The organism is Pseudomonas oryzihabitans (genome assembly GCF_007665395.1).
Lineage (GTDB): Bacteria > Pseudomonadota > Gammaproteobacteria > Pseudomonadales > Pseudomonadaceae > Chryseomonas > Chryseomonas psychrotolerans_C.
In genome coordinates this window covers 110,000-126,200 of the sequence record NZ_VDND01000004.1, presented here as the reverse complement: position 1 = coordinate 126,200, position 16,201 = coordinate 110,000, and the positions used below count along the sequence as shown (strand labels likewise).

The window sequence follows — 16,201 nt, the reverse complement described above, 5'->3', positions numbered from 1 at the left end:
CACATGTTCGGAATCAGCTTCCCCGAGATGATGCTGGTGGGGTTCGTCGCCCTGCTGGTACTGGGCCCGGAACGCCTGCCCGGCGCGGCGCGCACCGCAGGCCTGTGGATCGGTCGCCTGAGGCGCAGCTTCAACAGCATCCGCCAGGAAGTCGAGCGGGAGATAGGGGCTGACGAAATTCGCCAGCAACTGCGCAACGAGCATATCCTTTCCATGGAGCAGCGCGACAACCGGCCCAAGCCTGGCGCTGCCACGCCGGAAGCCCAGACGCCCCCTGCCGCCGCTGCCCCGCCCATGCCCCAGGACGTGGTTGCCGAACGCCCGCAGGATCCGCCGCAGACGCCGCCAAGAGCACCATGAGCGACAAGCCCTCCGACCACGACGACCAGGAAATGCCCCTGGTCTCGCACCTGACCGAACTCCGTACGCGCATCCTCAGGTGCGTGCTGGCCACCTTCCTGATCTTTCTCGGGTTGTTCTATTTCGCCCAGAAGATCTATGCCTTCGCCTCCGAGCCGATCCGGCGCGTGCTGCCCGAAGGCGCGACCATGATCTCCACGGACGTCACCTCGCCGTTCCTCGCGCCCTTCAAGCTGACCCTGGTGGTCTCGCTGTTCATCGCCATGCCGGTGATCCTGCATCAGGTCTGGAGCTTCGTGGCGCCCGGCCTCTATCGGCACGAGAAGAAGGTGGCCATCCCGTTGCTGATCTCCAGCATCGTGCTGTTCTACGCCGGCATGGCCTTCGCCTACTTCCTGGTGTTCCCGATCATCTTCCATTTCTTCAGCAGCATCACGCCGGAAGGCGCCATGATGATGCCGGACCTGAATGCCTACCTGGACTTCATCCTGACGCTGTTCTTCGCCTTCGGCGCGGCCTTCGAGATTCCGGTGGCCACCGTGCTGCTGATCTGGATCGGCGTGGTCGACGTCGCCTACCTGAAGAAGATCCGCCCCTACGTCATCATCGGCTGCTTCGTGGTCGGCATGTTGCTGACGCCGCCGGACGTCTTCTCCCAGACCATGCTGGCCGTGCCCATGTGGCTGCTGTTCGAGATCGGCCTGCTGTTCGGCCGCTTCGTGCAAAAGCGTGAAAGACCCCTGGGCGCCGACGACAGCAGCGCCGACGCGCAACCGCCCGCCGAACGCCCGTGAACCTGATCCTGCTCGAGGCGGCCGACTTCACGGCCGCCGACCAGGTCGTGCTGCGCGATCAACGCCGTCTCGCCCATCTCCGCGACGTCCACCAGGCCCAGGCCGGTGATCAGTTGCGCGTGGGCCTGCTCGGCGGCCTGATGGGCCGGGGCCGACTAGACGCCCTCGCTGCGGACCGGGCCTGCCTGCAGGTGACCCTCGACCAGCCGCCTCCCGCCAAGCTGCCGCTCACCCTGCTGCTCGCCCTGCCACGACCGAAGATGCTGCGCCGAGTGCTGCAGACCGTCGCGGCCATGGGTGTCGAGCGCCTGGTGCTGCTCAATAGCTACCGAGTGGAAAAGAGCTTCTGGCAGACCCCCTTCCTGGAGCCTCAGGCCATCGAGGAGCAGCTGCGCCTGGGGCTGGAACAGGCGCGGGACACGGTGCTGCCGGAAGTGCTGATCGAAAAGAGATTCAAGCCCTTCGTCGAGGATCGCCTGCCGGGCCTCGCGGCGGGCTCGCGCGGCCTGGTCGGGCATCCGGGTGACTATCCGGCCTGCCCTCGCGCCCTCAGCGAGCCCGTGACGCTGGCGATCGGTCCGGAGGGTGGCTGGATACCCTACGAGGTCGAAAAGCTGCAGGAAGCGGGTCTGGCGCCCGTCCAGCTCGGCGAGCGCATCCTGCGGGTGGAGAATGCCGTACCCGCCCTGCTGGCCCGTCTGTTCTAGCCCGCCTGTCTTAGCCCGATCAGGGACAAGAAAAAGCCCCGGCGTCTCGCGACACCGGGGCTTTTCAATGCGCGGAGCGCCTCCTCAGGAGGCGGGCCGCGGGGTCAGGTTGGCGGGACTGGCTGCAGCATCCGCGGCCGAGTCGCTGTGGGAGCGCGGCCGCAGGGTGGCGTAGGCTTCCCGCCAGTTGCGGTGCTCTTCGGCCTTCCAGACCTGCAGGTGCAGCTGCGCCATGCCGTCCGGATCGCTGAGCAGACGCCACTGGTCGTCGCCCTTGGTCTTCTCGGGACCGGCGGCCAGGACCCGGGCCACCCGCTCTTCGCGCAGCCGGCGTGCCGGCTCCACCACCTTGCCGTGACGACCGCGGGCCATGCCGATGGCCAGGGCATTGAGCACCGGATCGACAGTGGCGCGCAGGAAGCCCTTGGTCAGGGCATTGCGGTTGTTCAGGTGCAGGTATTCGTCGGTGGCCACCAGCTCGCGCGGCGGAGCGTATTCCTCCGGGATCAGGAACAGGTGATGGCGACGACTGCCCAGCCCCAGGTTGGTGCGGCTGGAGATCACCGAGACCGGCGCCGACAGGATCAGCGAGACTACGATGGGCGACAGCCACCAGAGAAAGCGCGGGTCCAGCCAGGCCACACCGGCGGTCCAGATCAGACCGAGCAGCATCTGCGAACCATGGCGGCGGAAGGCTTCGCTCCAGGGCGTGTCGTTGTCGTCCCGCTGGGGCGAATTCCACTGCACCGACCAGCCTAGGAAGGCGGCGGTCACGAACACCGTGTGGAACAGCATCCGCACCGGTGCCAGCAGCACCGAGAAGAGCATCTCCAGCATCATGGACAGGAACAGCCGCAGGCCGCCACCGAACTCCTTGGCCCCCTTGGCGATGATCAGCACCACGCTGAGCAGCTTGGGCAGGAACAGCAGGATCAAGGTGGTGGAGAACAGCGCGATGGCCTGCTCCGGATGCCACTGGGGCCAGACCGGGAACAGCTGCCGGGGCTGGAAGAAGTACTGGGGCTCCAGCAACTTGTGGATCGCCAGCAGCGCCGTGGACAACACCAGGAAGAGGAACCACAGCGGCGCCGACAGGTAGGACATCACCCCGGTGAGGAACACCGCGCGGTGTACCGGGTGCATGCCCTTAACCAGGAACAGCCGGAAGTTCATCAGGTTGCCGTGGCACCAGCGACGGTCGCGCTTGAGTTCGTCCAGCAGGTTCGGTGGCAGTTCTTCGTAGCTGCCCGGCAGGTCGTAGGCGATCCACACGCCCCAGCCGGAACGCCGCATCAGCGCCGCTTCGACGAAGTCGTGAGAGAGAATCGCACCGGCGAACGAACCCGTGCCCGGCAGCGGGGCCAGGGCGCAGTGGTCGATGAACGGCTTGACCCGAATGATGGCGTTGTGGCCCCAGTAGTGGGATTCACCCAGCTGCCAGAAGTGCAGGCCGGCGGTGAACAGCGGTCCATAGACCCGGGTGGCGAACTGCTGCAGACGGGCGTACAGGGTATCCATGCCGGAGGCCTTGGGCGCGGTCTGGATGATGCCGGCCCGGGGGTTGGCTTCCATCAGCCGGACCAGGCTGGCCAGGCATTCGCCGCTCATGACGCTGTCGGCGTCGAGCACCACCATGTATTTGTACTGGCTGCCCCAGCGCCGGCAGAAGTCGTCGATGTTGCCGCTCTTGCGCTTCACCCGACGGCGACGACGGCGATAGAAGATGTGCCCGAAGCCACCGACCTCGCGGCACAGCTCCAGCCAGGCCTTCTCCTCGGCCACACATTTGTCCGGGTCGTTGCTGTCGCTGAGGATGAAGAAGTCGAAGTGCTCCAGCTCGCCGCTGGCGCGGACCGACTCGTAGGTTGCTCTCAGGCCGGCGAAGACACGTGGGACATCCTCGTTGGCGATGGGCATGACCAGGGCGGTCCGCGACTGCGGATCGATCGGCTCGGTGCCGGTGGAGCTGGCCGAGATGCTGTACTTGTCGCGACCGCTGAGCAGCTGCCAGAAGCCCATCAGGGCGGTCCAGAAGCCGGCGGACACCCAGCAGAACAGCAAGGCAAACAGCAGCAGGATGCTGGTCTGCACCACATAGGGCAGTACCTGGCGAATGGATTCGCCCCAACCCTGGCGATAGACCTCGCCGAGATCGACCAGCGCCCAGCCCTGATAGGGCAGCACGGCCTTCATGTACCAGGTGGCGATGCCGGTTTGCACCAGCATGAGGATCAGCAGAATGAAGCGCCGGAAGGAACCCACCTTGCGCCAGTGCGCATGGGCGTCTGCCTCGGGATCCGGCTGCCATCGGCTGTGGTCCTTGCGGCCGAGCAGGCGCTTCCAGCTCCGCGCCACGGGATTGGTGCGCCAGGGATCGGGCACCATCATGGAACGGGTCATGGGCGGCGTGGCCTTGATGAAGACCCGCCCCTGGGCGTCGGCGCCCAGCAGCTCGCCGTCATCCAGGGTGTCATCCCAACCCGCCGCGAGACGGGCCTCGGTGGAGGCGATGACCGCATCGGCGCCCTGGGCGCCCTCCCCCCGGGCACCGGCCAGTTGCCGGTGCAGCGTCTCGACATCGGCCGCAGGATCCAGCGCCTGCCGCTGCCCGGCGGGCAGCGGCAGGTGTTCGAGGTAGTCGCCCGCAGCGGCGACCGAGGTATCACGGGTGGAGTTATTCATTGGCAGGTAGCTGGTAAGTCCAGGTTTCGCTGAGAGGTTTGTCACCCTGGGCGAGGTTGGCGCGCATTTCCACCGGCTTGGTCTGATCCTTGACCTTGAGTCTCAGGGTCAGGCGATAACCCTTGGTAACCGGGTTGTATCTCACAGAGTTCTCGACCAGTTCACCGTTGGCGTCCAGGCTGACCTGGGAGCCGACCTGCGAATCCTCGGGCAGGTCGTCGAGATTCGGCCCCTCGAAATCGATGATGTAGGCCAGGCTGCCGTCGGTCTGGCGCACCAGGTTGGACTGGCGCACGTCACCGGTGGACAGACGGGTCTGGGCGACCCAGGCCAGGTCCTTGGTGTGCAGGTTGGGCTCGTCGGTGGTGAAGTGCAGGCGATAGGCGACATCGATCGGCTGGCCCTTCTCCGGTAGCGTATCCGGCGTCCAGAAGGCCACGATGTTGTCGTTGGTCTCGTCCGGCGTGGGGATTTCCACCAGCTCGACGTGCCCCTTGCCCCAATCGCCCTTGGGCTCGACCCAGCCGCTGGGACGCTTGTCGTAACGCTCGTCCAGGTCCTGGTACCGGTAGAACTCGTGACCCCGCTGCAGCAGACCGAAGCCGCGCGGATTCTCGATGGTGTAGGTGCTGACCGACAGCCGGCGCGGGTTGTTCAGCGGACGCCACAGCCACTCGCCGTTGCCGGCATGGATGGCCAGGCCGTTGGAGTCGTGCAGGGCCGGACGGTAGTTGACCTGGGCGCTCGGCTGGTTGGGGCCGAACAGGTACATGCTGGTCAGCGGCGCGATGCCCAACTTGTTGACGTTGTCACGCAGGAACACCTTGGCTTCGACGTCGACGGTGCTGTCCTTGCCGGGGGTCAGCACGAACCGGTAGGCACCGGTGGCCCGGGGCGAATCCAGCAGCGCATAGATCACCAGGTTGCGGCGATCCGACTGGGGCTGCTCGACCCAGAATTCGGTGAAGCGTGGGAATTCCTCGCCGGACGGCAGCGCGGTGTCGATGGCCAGGCCGCGGGCGGACAGGCCATAGACCTGGTTCTTGCCGATCACGCGGAAGTAGCTGGCGCCGAGCATGGTCATCAGCTCGTCGTTCTTGTCCGCCTTGTTCAGCGGATAGAGCACCTTGAAACCGGCGAAGCCGAGGTCCTTGAGTTGGGACTGGTCGACCTGCAGGTTGCCGAAATTGAACATCGAGGGATCGTATTTGATCTCTTCGACATTGTTCGCGGTGACCTCGTTGATCTTCACCGGCACGCTGTAGTGCATGCCTTCGTGGTAGAAATTCAGGCGGAAGGGCGTCTTGGCATCCTTCCAGTAGGCCTTGTCCTGATTGAAGGTGATCTGCTGATAGTCGGCATACTTCATGCCGCTGAAGGATGCGGGCAGGTTGCTCTTGGGCGCGACGAACTTCTGGCCGGAGAGTTCTTTGGCCTTGGCGGCCACATCGTCCAGGCTGAAGGCAAGGGCCTGAGCACTGAACAGGCCCAGTGCGACGGAGAGCCCGACGAGGGCAAAGCCCTGCTTGCCCGGCTTAACTTTGGAATGAGATAACACGCAGCCTCCTAAATCAGCGTACGAATACGTTTGGCGACCCAAGGTCGCGAAACGGATAGGCAAGGGTCCGACTCCCCCAGGGGTCAATGATTCCCCGGTTGGACGACCGTTCAAACTCGAACTGCGCAATCATAGACACTTGGCAGGGCGCTGTAAGGGGCGCCCTCACTAAATCGACAATAAAAATGTCACGGGTCCGTCGTTGGTCAGGGAAACCTGCATATCGGCACCGAAACGGCCGGTCTGAACCTCCGGGTGCAGGTCGCGGGCCAGGTTGACCAGATGGCCGAAGAGACGCTCGCCCTGGGCGGGCGGGGCCGCCGTGGAAAAGCTCGGCCGCCGCCCGCTGCGGGTATCGGCGGCCAGGGTGAACTGGGACACCAGCAGCAGACCGCCGGCGACATCCTGCAGCGACAGGTTCATGCGCTGCTCGCCATCGGCGAAGACGCGGTACTCCAGCAGGCGCTTGAGCAGCCGCGCGCAAGCGGCCTCGTCATCCTGGGGTTCGATACCGACCAGCACCAGCAAGCCCGGGCCGATGGCGCCGACCGTGGCGCCCTCGACGTCGACGCTGGCGCGGCTGACCCGCTGCAGCAGCGCCTTCACTCCGCCTCCTGGGGCAGATCGAGCAGTTGTCGGGCGATCTGGTCGGTCGCCCGCACCAGGGCATCGCAGATACCGGGCTCGCTCGCCGCATGGCCGGCGTCGCGGATGATCTGCAGCTCGCTGCCGGGCCAGGCGTGGTGCAGCGCCCAGGCATTGTCCAGCGGACAGACCATGTCATAGCGGCCATGGACGATCACCGCCGGGATATGGGCGATCTTCGGCATGTCGCGCAGCAACTGGTCCGGTTCGAGGAAGGCGTCGTGGACGAAGTAATGGCATTCGATGCGGGCGATGGCCAGGGCGTGCTCGCTGAATTTTTCCAGCACGTCCGGGTTGGGCCTCAGGGTCACCGTGCGCCCTTCCCAGCAGGACCAGGCGCGGGCCGCGGACATCTGCGCCAGCTCGTCCGGCCCGGTCAGTCGCCGATAATAGGCATTGATCAGATCCCCCCGCTCCGCTTCGGCGATGGGATGCAGGTAGTCCTGCCAGAAATCCGGGAACAGGCGGCTTGCGCCCTCCTGGTAGAACCAGCGCAGATCCACCGGACGACAGAGGAAGATGCCGCGGACCACCATTGCCCGGACCCGTTCGGGATGCCGCTGGGCATAGGCCAGGGCCAGCGTGGAACCCCAGGAGCCACCGAACAGCACCCACTGCTCGATGCCGAGGTGCTCGCGCAGGCGCTCGATGTCCTCGACCAGGTGCCAGGTGGTGTTGTTCTCCAGGCTGGCATAGGGCGTGGAGCGGCCGCAGCCGCGCTGGTCGAAGGTGACGATGCGGTAGAGGTTGGGATCGAAGAAACGGCGGCTCAGGCGATCGCAGCCAGACCCGGGACCGCCGTGGATGAACAGCACCGGCAGGCCATCGGGCGAGCCGCTCTCGTCGGCATAGAGCACATGGGGCGCTTCGACGGCCAGCTCGTGGCGGGCGTAGGGCTTGATTTCCGGGTACAGATTCAGCATGTCGCGCTCCGCGGGGCAGGGTCAGCCCCTTCATCATAGACCTGCACCTTACCGGGTTTCCACGCCGCTCGGGCTTGCCTCGCCCCTCATGGCCGCGCACCATCGGTGGCCAGTCACCCGAGGAGAGTCCCATGCCCCAGCCCAGGCTGCAGCTGTTGCTGATCGATCCGCAGAATGACTTCTGCGACCTGCCGGGTGCCGCCCTGCCCGTGCCCGGCGCGGTCGCCGGCCTGCAACGCGTCGCCGGCCTGGTCGACCGCCTCGGCGCCCGCCTCGCCGGGGTGCAGGTGACCCTGGATTCCCACCAGCCGCTGCATATCGCCCATCCGCACTGGTGGCAGGACGCCGCCGGCCAGGCCCCGGCGCCCTTTACCCAGATCGGCGCGGACGAGGTGGCCAGCGGTCGCTGGCAGACTCGCGACCCGGCCGCACGCGCCCGCGGGCTGGCCTATGTCCAGGCCCTGGAAGCGGGCGGTCGTTATCGCCTGGTGATCTGGCCGGAACACTGCCTGGTGGGCGGCTGGGGCCATGGGCTGCAGCAGGACGTGCACCGGGCGTTGAATGCCTGGGGGCGGACCCAGGGCCGCCTGGTGGATTTCGTGATGAAGGGAGGGAATCCCCATACCGAGCACTATTCGGCGCTGCGCGCCGAGGTGCCGGATCCGCAGGATCCCGAGACCGCCGTGGATGCCCGGTTCATTGCGCGCCTGCAGCAGGCGGATACCTTGCTGGTAGCGGGCGAGGCCCTGTCCCATTGCGTGGCCAGCACCCTGCGCGACCTGCTCGATCACTGGCCGGCGGCGCGACGCCAGGACCTGATATTGCTGACCGACTGCAGCCATTCGGTACCCGGCTTCGAGGCCCAGGGCGAGGCCTTCCTGGCCGAGATGCGCGCTGCCGGCGTCAGGCTGGCGATGTCGACGGACGAGCTCTAGCCCGTCCGCCCCTCGTCCTACTTGATCTCGTAGAGACCGGTATAGGTCGCCGAGGCCAACTGGTTGAGATGGATCATGAAGCGACCCACCGCATTGGTCGCGTCCGCCGGTACCGGCAACTGGTCGACCTTGAGCGCATGCAGCTGGAAGATGTAGCGGTGCGGCTTGTCGCCCTTGGGCGGCGCCGCGCCGCCGAAGCCGCGGGTGCCATAGTCGTTGAGCAGCTGCAGGGCGCCCGCGGGCAGGCCCGAGCCGTCGGCGCGGCCGGCGTCTTCCGCCAGCCCCTGGGTAGTCAGCGGAATGTTGACCACCACCCAGTGCCAGAAACCGCTGCCGGTGGGGGCATCCGGGTCATAGACGGTGAGGGCGAGGCTCTTGGCGTCGGCGGGCAGATCCGACCACTGCAGCGCCGGCGACATATTCTCCCCATGGGCACCGAAGTCGGCCACGTCGAATTCGTGGCGCTTGGGCATGAAGGCGTTATCCGAGAAGGCATCGGTCCAGAGTTTCACGGTGAGCTCCTGTGGCCTAGGGCATGTGGGCGTCGGTCTCGCGCCAGACCAGACGATTGAGGTTGTAGCCTTTCTCGCGGGCGATGCGCAGCAGCTTCTCGCTCTGCGCCGCGGAGATCTCCGGCTTGCGCGCCAGCAGCCAGAGGTACTTGCGATCCGGGCTGCCGACCAGGGCGGTCTTGTAGTCCTCGTCGACGTAGAGGATCCAATAGGGGCCCTTAGCCACGTTGGGCAGCACGCCGCTGAACCAGGTGTCGAAGCGTACTTCCAGGCGATCGGTCACGCCGGGCTTGACCGGCGTGGCGGTGCCGGTGGCTTCCTGGACCTTGCCGTCCAGGGTGCGGCAGCTGTTGAACACCGCCACCTTGCCGTCGGCCATGACGTGGTAGTTCGCCTCGGACTGGGCGCAGTTGCGCTGGAAGAACATCGGCAGGCGTGCCAGTTCGTACCAGTGACCCTGGTAACGCTGCAGATCGACAGCGCCCGCGGTGAGCGGCGGCACCTGGCGCGGACCGCTGGCGCAGGCCGCGAGCACTCCGGCGGCACCCGCCAGCAGCAACAGTTTGGTAGAGGTTTTCATCGCAGACCCTGCCCGGCGAACATCGCCACCTTATCGTTGAGATACTGCACGCTGATGAAGGAGCCGCGATCACCCCAGGTACAGGTGGTAACGCCCAGGGCGCCGGCGCATTCCGTGGGCGCACCCAGGATATGCTCCACCTCGGCCTTGGTCTGGCCAGCCTTGAGCCGGGAATAGTTTTCCTGGGTGACCTTGCCACACCCCGCCAGCAGCAGACTGCCCATCAGCAGAAGCGCCATGCGCCACTTCATACCCTTCTCCTCCATCCTGACGGCAAGGCTATAGAGCCCGCCTGGCCGTCAGGGTTCGCTCGCTCGGACGCTGTTCACGCGCTCGCGACCACGAGCCAGACCCGACGGGAGTGACAGCCAACGGCTGGCCCGCAGGGTAGCACCGACGCAGCAAAGACCTGAGAAAGCGCAATTTACCGAGAGTAAAGGGGCATTCGAAGGCATTTTCAACGCAGTGTGGCCAAGGCGCAGCAGCGCCTGGGCCACGTCCTAGCTGGCGAGATAGGAAGAGCGGGTCAGCCCCAGGCGCATGGCGTCGAGGAACTGGGTGCGCTCGCGAGCGGTGAGTCGGGCGCTGGCGACCTTGTCGCGGTAGTAGGTCATCAACTCCTCGGGCGAGAGGTGCACGTACCTGAGCATGTCCTCGATGGTATCGTGGGTCTCGATGCCGCCGTGGCGCACGCTGCCGTCGGCATCTTGGTAGACGTTCACCGAGTCGGTGTCGCCGAACAGGTTGTGCATGTCACCGAGGATCTCCTGGTAGGCGCCCACCAGGAACACCGCCAGCAGATAGTCCTCGCCTTCGCGCACCTCGTGCACCGGCAGGCTGGTCTCGATGCTCTGCTCGTCGACGTACTGCTTGATCTTGCCGTCGGAGTCGCAAGTCAGGTCCTGCAGCACGGCGCGGCGCACCGGCTCCTCGTCGAGCCGGGTCAGCGGCACGATGGGCAGGATCTGGTCGATGGCCCAGGTATCGGGCAGGCTCTGGAACACCGAGAAGTTGCAGATGTACTTGTCGGCCAGCTTGTCGTTGAGTTCGTCGAGCACCTGGCGATGGGAGCGCTGGCGGGCCTTGAGCTGGTTGTACAGCCGCCGGCAGATGGCGAAGTAGCACTGCTCGGCCAGGGCCTTGTCGCCCAGGCTGAGACTGCCCGCAGCGTACTGGGCGGCGGCTTCGCTGACGTACTGGGTGGCGCGCCAGTAGGTCTCGGTGACCATCTCCGGATCGGTGTCGCCGAGCAGTTCGGCCAGCCACTGCACCACCTCGGCCTTGCCTTCGAAGCGCTCGCTGGCCGGCACGCTGTCGTTGTGGCGCTCGACGTCGGTGACCTGCATCACCAGCATGGCGTGGTGGGCGGTCATGGCGCGGCCGCTTTCCGAGAAGATGTGCGGATGCGGCAACTCCTGCTGGTCGCAGAATTCCTTGAGCATGCCGACCACGGTACCGGCGTAGTCGTCCATGTCGTAGTTGATGGAGCTGGCATTGCGCGAGTGCGTACCGTCGTAGTCGACGCCCAGGCCACCGCCGACGTCGATGTGGTCCAGCGGCAGGCCCAGGGCACGCAGCTCGGCGTAGTAGCGGATGGCTTCGCGGAAGCCCTGGCGGTAGTCGGCCAGGTTGGCGATCTGCGAGCCCATGTGGAAGTGCAGCAGGCGCACCCCCTGCTCCAGGCCGGCGGCGCGGAAGCGCTCGATCACCGACAGCAGCTGGGCGGCGGACAGCCCGAACTTGGACTTCTCGCCCCCGGTATCGGCCCACTTGCTCGAGGCCAGGGACGACAGCCGCACGCGCAGGCCGACCTGGGGGGTGACCTTGAGCTCGGCCGCCTCCTCGATCACCAGCGGGACCTCGGATTCCTTCTCGATGACGATGAAGACGCTATGGCCGAGCTTCTGGCCCATCAGCGCCAGGCGAATGAATTCGCGGTCCTTGTAGCCGTTGCAGACGATGGTGCCGCCCTTGGGCGCCAGCGCCAGCACCGCCATCAGTTCCGGCTTGGAGCCGGCTTCCAGGCCAATGGAAACGTCGCGGGTGGCGATGATGTTCTCCACCACCGCCTCCTGCTGGTTGACCTTGATCGGGTAGAGGGCGGTGTAGCGGCCCTGGTAGTCGAGCCGCTCGATGTTGCGGTCGAAGGCACCGGTCAGGTGGCGCACCTGGCCCTGCAGGATGTCGGGGAAACGCACCAGTAGCGGCAGCGACAGCCCGGCTTCACGCAACTGGCCGACCAGGACGTGCAGGTCGATCGGCTGGCCATCCGGGCCGTGGGGGCGGACTTCGACGTTGCCGGCATCGCTGATGGCGAAGTAACCGGCGCCCCAGTGGCGAATACCGTAGACGCTGCGGCTGTCCGCCACGGTCCACTGGCTGCCATCGTCTTTGCGCGTGCGTCGTGGGGACATTCGCGGGAATCTCCTGTAGGGAATCTTGCTTGGATGGACCGCCGCCAGGGACGGTAAGTTGTATGCAGAGGTACCGAAGGCGCGGCCTAGCCGCCCGAACGCTTGGTCTTGAAGCCGCGTTTCTCGAGTTCGCCGACCAGCAGGTCGACGTGATCGCCCTGGATCTCGATGACGCCCTCCTTGAGCGCGCCGCCGGTGCCGCAGCGGCGCTTGAGGGCGCTGGCCAGGTCCTTGAGCTCGGCCTCGTCCAGCGGTACGCCGGTGACGGTGGTCACCGTCTTGCCACCCCGACCCTTGGTCTCGCGCCGTACCCGGGCGATCCCGTCGCCGGCCGGTGCCTGGACTTGCGGTTCTTCCGGGCGAATGCGACCTACGTCGGTGGAGTACACCAGGCGACTGAGGTCCGACAGCGACGAGGTTTTCTTGCTCAAGGGGCGATCCCTCCCAGCTCGGGGGCAGGCGTCGGGCACCAGGCGCCGGGCGCCTGGAGCAAACCTTGGATGCAGCGCGGGCCGGCAGGGGCCGCACTGGTCCGGGGCCGCGCAATGTAGCAGCATCGCCGCCGGATGCTAAGGGACGAATGCGAGAAATTAAGGCAGGGATGCGACATCCGCCTGGCCCAGGGCCAGTTGCAGCGCTTCCAGGGAGTCCGGGCAATAAGGCAGGGTCCGTGCCTGGTCGAGGATGGCGGCGGGCGCGAGGAAACGGGCTTCCAGCACCTCTTCGGGCTGCAGCTGCAGCGGCCCGTCCCAGCGGGCGCTGAATACCCCGCCCCAGAGCCGGTTGCCCGGTTCCTCGAAATAGAAGGTGCCGTGTTCGCGCAGCGGCACGCCGCTCACCCCGAGTTCCTCGGCCAATTCCCGCGCCGCCGACTCGGCGTAGCTCTCCCCCGGCGCCACCATGCCACCGGCGGCCACGTCCCAGTAGCCTGGGTAGAGCGCCTTGCTGAGAGTACGCCGGTGCACGCAAAGCTCACCGGCCGCGTTGAACAGCAGGATGAAGGTGCAGCGGCCGATCAGGCCGCGGGCGCGCAACTCCGCCCGTGGCAGCTGGCCCTGGACCCGGTCGTCGCGATCCACCCAGACCACCGCCTCCCGGTCGGAGGCGGCGCGATGGGCCGCTTCGCGGTCGCCCGGCGTCATCAGCCCTGTTCCAGCAACTGGCGCAGGTCGATGATGGCGGCGTTGGCGCGGGAGATGTAGTTGGCGATCACCAGCGAATGGTTGGCCAGGATGCCGAAGCCGCTGCCATTGAGGATCATCGGACTCCAGATCGGCTGCTGCGCCGCCTCCAGCTCGCGAATGATCTCGCGCACGTTCACCGTGGCGTTCTTCTTCGCCAGGGTATCGGCGAAGTCGACCTCGATGGCGCGCAGGATGTGCGACAGCGCCCAGGCCTGGCCGCGCGCTTCGTAGAAGACGTTGTCGATCTGCAGCCACGGCGTCTCGACGCGTTGCTCGTGGACTTCCGGCACCTGACCGGCGGGGATGTCCTGGTTCGGCCGTACCTCGGCATCCAGGCGCACGCGACCGACGCTGGCCGACAGCCGCTGGGACAGCGAGCCCAGGCGCGTCTCGACGTCACCCAGCCAGTTGCGCAGGTTGTCGGAGCGCGAATAGAAGTAGGCGGTGGGTTGCCCCTGGGTGTTCTGGCCGCCCAGGCGCGCGAGATAGCGGTCGAGGGAAGCGATGCCGGCGCGGTATTCGGATTCCGACGAAGGCATGGCCCAGCTGTGGTTGTCGAAGTTGAAGCGCGGCTCGGCCTGCGCCAGGTCGACGTCCTCGGTGGACTGCGACTGAGAGCGGGCGAAATCCTTGCGCAGCGCCCGGGCCAGGTCGCGGGTCTGCACCAGCACCCCGTATTCCCAGGACGGCATGTCGTCGAGCCAGACGCCTGGCGGCAGGATGTCGTTGGACAGGTAGCCACCCGGCTTGTCCAGCAGGGTACCCGCCACCTGCTTGAGGGTCTCGACCGTGGTGTAGCCGAGCACCAGCTTGCGCCCGCTGGCCGCGGCCGCCTCCTGGGCATGTTGCTGGACCGGGAAGAAATCCGGCTCCCGGCTCCAGTACCACCCTATCGCCAGGGTCACCAGCAGGTACAGCGCCACCAGCACCGCCACCAGCCGGAGCCATCCCGACCTCACGTTCCACTCCCGCATGGACAATTCCTTGCACAGATTTCAAAGATGTTGGCGCTTGGACCCCTGCCAGCGGCAGCGGTTGCGCCACGCTCGGGGCGACGCCGGGCCGGACCGCGCTCGCCGCCGTTGCCGAGACTAGGGCAACAGGCGACGGACGCTACTCCAGAAGCGACCGACAGTGTCCGTGCGAGCGGCATTACCGCCGCTAACCAGGGTACCGCCTCTCCCCTGCCGGTCATCAATTGGTAGCATAGGGCCATCACCTCCAGAATGACGGACCATTTCGTGAGCGAACATGACGACCCGAGCCGGGACCGACTCAAGCTGCACTTCGCCCAACGGGTCATCCATCAGTCGCGCCAGGTACTGGAGATCTGGCAGCGCCTGCAGCGGGACGAGTGGAGCGCCGGCAGCCTGGGCGAGCTGACCGATGCCACTGCCCGGCTGCGGCAATACGCGCAGCGCTTCGACCAGCAGGGCCATGCCGACCTCGCGGAAACCATCGGCGGCACCCTGGCGCAGGTCGTCGCCAACCGGGGCCGGCTCAACAGCCAGGCCATCACCGAACTCAGCCAGGCCATGCAGAGCCTGTCGCGCACCGGCCTGCGCCAGGGCGATCAGCTGGAGACCACCAGCCTGCCGCCGTTGCGCAAGCCGATCTACATCGCCCTGCTCGACACCGACCGCGCCGAGCGCCTGGCCCAGCAGATGGAATACTTCGGCGTCACCATCCAGATCAGTCGCGACGCCGACGACTTCCGCCGGATGCTGGATAGTCGCCATCCGGCGGTCATCGTCATGGACGTGGACTTCGGCGGCGCGGGCGCCGGCATCCAGCTGGCACTGGACGCCCAGCACGGCCTCGAGCGCAAGCTGCCGGTACTCTTCTACAGCCACCAGGAAGCCGACACCCCCTTTCGCCTGGCCGCGGTGCGCGCCGGCGGCCAGGAGTTCTACACCGGCACCCTGGACTCCGCGCGCCTGCTGGAAAAGATCGAGACCCTCACCCGTACCTCCTACTACGATCCGATCCGCGCCCTGGTGGTGGACGACTCCCGTGCCCAGGCCATGGCCACGGAGATGGCGCTCAACAGCGCGGGCATCGTCACCCGCACCCTGATGCAACCCGGGGCGGTCATGGCGCACCTGGCCGAGTTCGCGCCCGATCTGATCATCCTCGACATGTACATGCCCGAGTGCACCGGCACCGAACTGGCCAAGGTCATCCGCCAGCACGAGCGCTATGTCAGCGTGCCCATCATCTACCTGTCGGCCGAGGACGATCTCGACAAGCAGCTGGATGCCATGAGCGAGGGCGGCGACGACTTCCTCACCAAGCCGATCAAGCCGCGCCACCTGGTCGCCACCGTGCGCACCCGCGCCGCCCGGGCCCGCAGCCTGCAGGCGCGCATCGTCCAGGACAGCCTCACCGGCCTGTACAACCACACCCACACCCTGCAACTGCTGGAGGACGCCTGCTTCCGCGCCCGGCGCAGCCAGCGGCCGATCACCTTCGCCATGCTGGACATCGACCACTTCAAGCAGGTCAACGACCACTACGGCCATCCCATGGGCGACCGGGTGATCAAGAGCCTGGCGCTGTTCCTCAAGCAGCGGTTGCGCAAGTCCGACCATATCGGCCGGTACGGCGGCGAGGAATTCGCCATCGTCCTGCCCGACACCGACCTGGTCACCGCCACCCGGCTGATCGACGAGATCCGCCAGCGCTTCGCCGAGATCTGCTACCCCGCGCCGCCCAAGGAGCTCAGCTGCACCTTCAGCGCCGGCCTGGCGCAACTGCAACCCGATCAGGAAATGACGCTGCTGGCCAAGCAGGCGGACGAGGCGCTCTACAGCGCCAAACGCGCCGGGCGCAATTGCGTGCACCAGTACGGCGAGGACTAGCGGGCCGGCCCTGGCGCCTCTGCTATGATCGGCCGCTGCCGACCGT

The 16,201-nt window shown here is 66.5% G+C and carries 16 protein-coding genes; 5 read left to right on the top strand and 11 right to left on the bottom strand.

All coding sequences use genetic code 11. From position 1 onward, the window contains the following. Window positions 1-3: 3 nt before the first annotated feature. Genes tatB through FSV73_RS10630 form a run of 3 tightly spaced genes read left to right on the top strand, consistent with a single transcriptional unit; the run spans window position 4 to window position 1,861 of the window. The gene (gene tatB / locus FSV73_RS10640; RefSeq protein WP_145007535.1) at window positions 4-360 is read left to right on the top strand and encodes a Sec-independent protein translocase protein TatB; all 357 of its coding nucleotides are present in this window, start codon (window positions 4-6) and stop codon (window positions 358-360) included. Beyond that, window positions 357-1,154, top strand: a complete 798-nt coding sequence (gene tatC, locus FSV73_RS10635) for a twin-arginine translocase subunit TatC (RefSeq protein WP_145007533.1) — start codon at window positions 357-359, stop codon at window positions 1,152-1,154. Before tatB ends, tatC begins: the two co-directional genes overlap by 4 nt. Further along, window positions 1,151-1,861 (top strand): 16S rRNA (uracil(1498)-N(3))-methyltransferase, encoded by a 711-nt coding sequence (locus FSV73_RS10630; protein ID WP_145007531.1) that lies wholly within the window; start codon window positions 1,151-1,153, stop codon window positions 1,859-1,861. The genes tatC and FSV73_RS10630 overlap by 4 nt, the downstream gene beginning before the upstream one ends. Window positions 1,862-1,945: 84 nt before the next feature. Here the strand turns inward: FSV73_RS10630 and mdoH are convergent, their stop codons facing one another. The 4 genes from mdoH to pip all read right to left on the bottom strand — a co-directional run bounded on the left by mdoH (window position 1,946) and on the right by pip (window position 7,669). After that, on the bottom strand, window positions 1,946-4,543 hold the full coding sequence (gene mdoH, locus FSV73_RS10625; RefSeq protein WP_145007529.1) for a glucans biosynthesis glucosyltransferase MdoH: 2,598 nt from the start codon (window positions 4,541-4,543) through the stop codon (window positions 1,946-1,948). Beyond that, window positions 4,536-6,035: a glucan biosynthesis protein G gene (locus FSV73_RS10620; RefSeq protein ID WP_260856063.1), complete on the bottom strand. Its 1,500-nt coding sequence runs from the start codon at window positions 6,033-6,035 to the stop codon at window positions 4,536-4,538. Before FSV73_RS10620 ends, mdoH begins: the two co-directional genes overlap by 8 nt. A 234-nt stretch (window positions 6,036-6,269) precedes the next feature. Then, on the bottom strand, window positions 6,270-6,707 hold the full coding sequence (dtd, locus tag FSV73_RS10615; RefSeq protein WP_145007525.1) for a D-aminoacyl-tRNA deacylase: 438 nt from the start codon (window positions 6,705-6,707) through the stop codon (window positions 6,270-6,272). After that, entirely contained in the window at window positions 6,704-7,669 is a 966-nt protein-coding gene (gene pip / locus FSV73_RS10610; protein WP_145007523.1) for a prolyl aminopeptidase, read from the bottom strand. Before pip ends, dtd begins: the two co-directional genes overlap by 4 nt. A 131-nt stretch (window positions 7,670-7,800) precedes the next feature. On the opposite strand from pip, the gene FSV73_RS10605 reads away from it, so the two are divergent. After that, window positions 7,801-8,604: a hypothetical protein gene (locus FSV73_RS10605; protein ID WP_145007521.1), complete on the top strand. Its 804-nt coding sequence runs from the start codon at window positions 7,801-7,803 to the stop codon at window positions 8,602-8,604. 17 nt (window positions 8,605-8,621) lie between these two features. On the opposite strand, the gene FSV73_RS10600 is transcribed toward FSV73_RS10605, so the two are convergent. The 7 genes from FSV73_RS10600 to FSV73_RS10570 form a co-directional block, all read right to left on the bottom strand. Continuing rightward, complete coding sequence (locus tag FSV73_RS10600; RefSeq protein ID WP_145007519.1) at window positions 8,622-9,116, bottom strand: YbhB/YbcL family Raf kinase inhibitor-like protein; 495 nt, start codon at window positions 9,114-9,116, stop codon at window positions 8,622-8,624. A 16-nt stretch (window positions 9,117-9,132) separates the two neighbouring features. Next, window positions 9,133-9,696: a lipocalin family protein gene (locus FSV73_RS10595; RefSeq protein ID WP_145007517.1), complete on the bottom strand. Its 564-nt coding sequence runs from the start codon at window positions 9,694-9,696 to the stop codon at window positions 9,133-9,135. Next, the gene (locus FSV73_RS10590; RefSeq protein ID WP_145007515.1) at window positions 9,693-9,947 is read right to left on the bottom strand and encodes an outer membrane protein assembly factor BamE; all 255 of its coding nucleotides are present in this window, start codon (window positions 9,945-9,947) and stop codon (window positions 9,693-9,695) included. The genes FSV73_RS10595 and FSV73_RS10590 overlap by 4 nt, the downstream gene beginning before the upstream one ends. Window positions 9,948-10,196: 249 nt before the next feature. Then, window positions 10,197-12,110: an arginine decarboxylase gene (gene speA, locus FSV73_RS10585; protein WP_145007513.1), complete on the bottom strand. Its 1,914-nt coding sequence runs from the start codon at window positions 12,108-12,110 to the stop codon at window positions 10,197-10,199. An 86-nt stretch (window positions 12,111-12,196) separates the two neighbouring features. Beyond that, complete coding sequence (locus tag FSV73_RS10580; protein ID WP_145007511.1) at window positions 12,197-12,541, bottom strand: translation initiation factor Sui1; 345 nt, start codon at window positions 12,539-12,541, stop codon at window positions 12,197-12,199. Between the two features lie 159 nt (window positions 12,542-12,700). Beyond that, entirely contained in the window at window positions 12,701-13,252 is a 552-nt protein-coding gene (locus FSV73_RS10575; protein WP_145007509.1) for an NUDIX hydrolase, read from the bottom strand. After that, the gene (locus tag FSV73_RS10570) at window positions 13,252-14,268 is read right to left on the bottom strand and encodes a DUF2333 family protein (protein ID WP_145007507.1); all 1,017 of its coding nucleotides are present in this window, start codon (window positions 14,266-14,268) and stop codon (window positions 13,252-13,254) included. The genes FSV73_RS10575 and FSV73_RS10570 overlap by 1 nt, the downstream gene beginning before the upstream one ends. Window positions 14,269-14,535: 267 nt before the next feature. On the opposite strand from FSV73_RS10570, the gene FSV73_RS10565 reads away from it, so the two are divergent. Continuing rightward, window positions 14,536-16,155, top strand: coding sequence for a response regulator (locus FSV73_RS10565; protein WP_145007505.1), 1,620 nt, complete (start codon window positions 14,536-14,538; stop codon window positions 16,153-16,155). The last annotated feature ends 46 nt before the right edge of the window (window positions 16,156-16,201 follow it).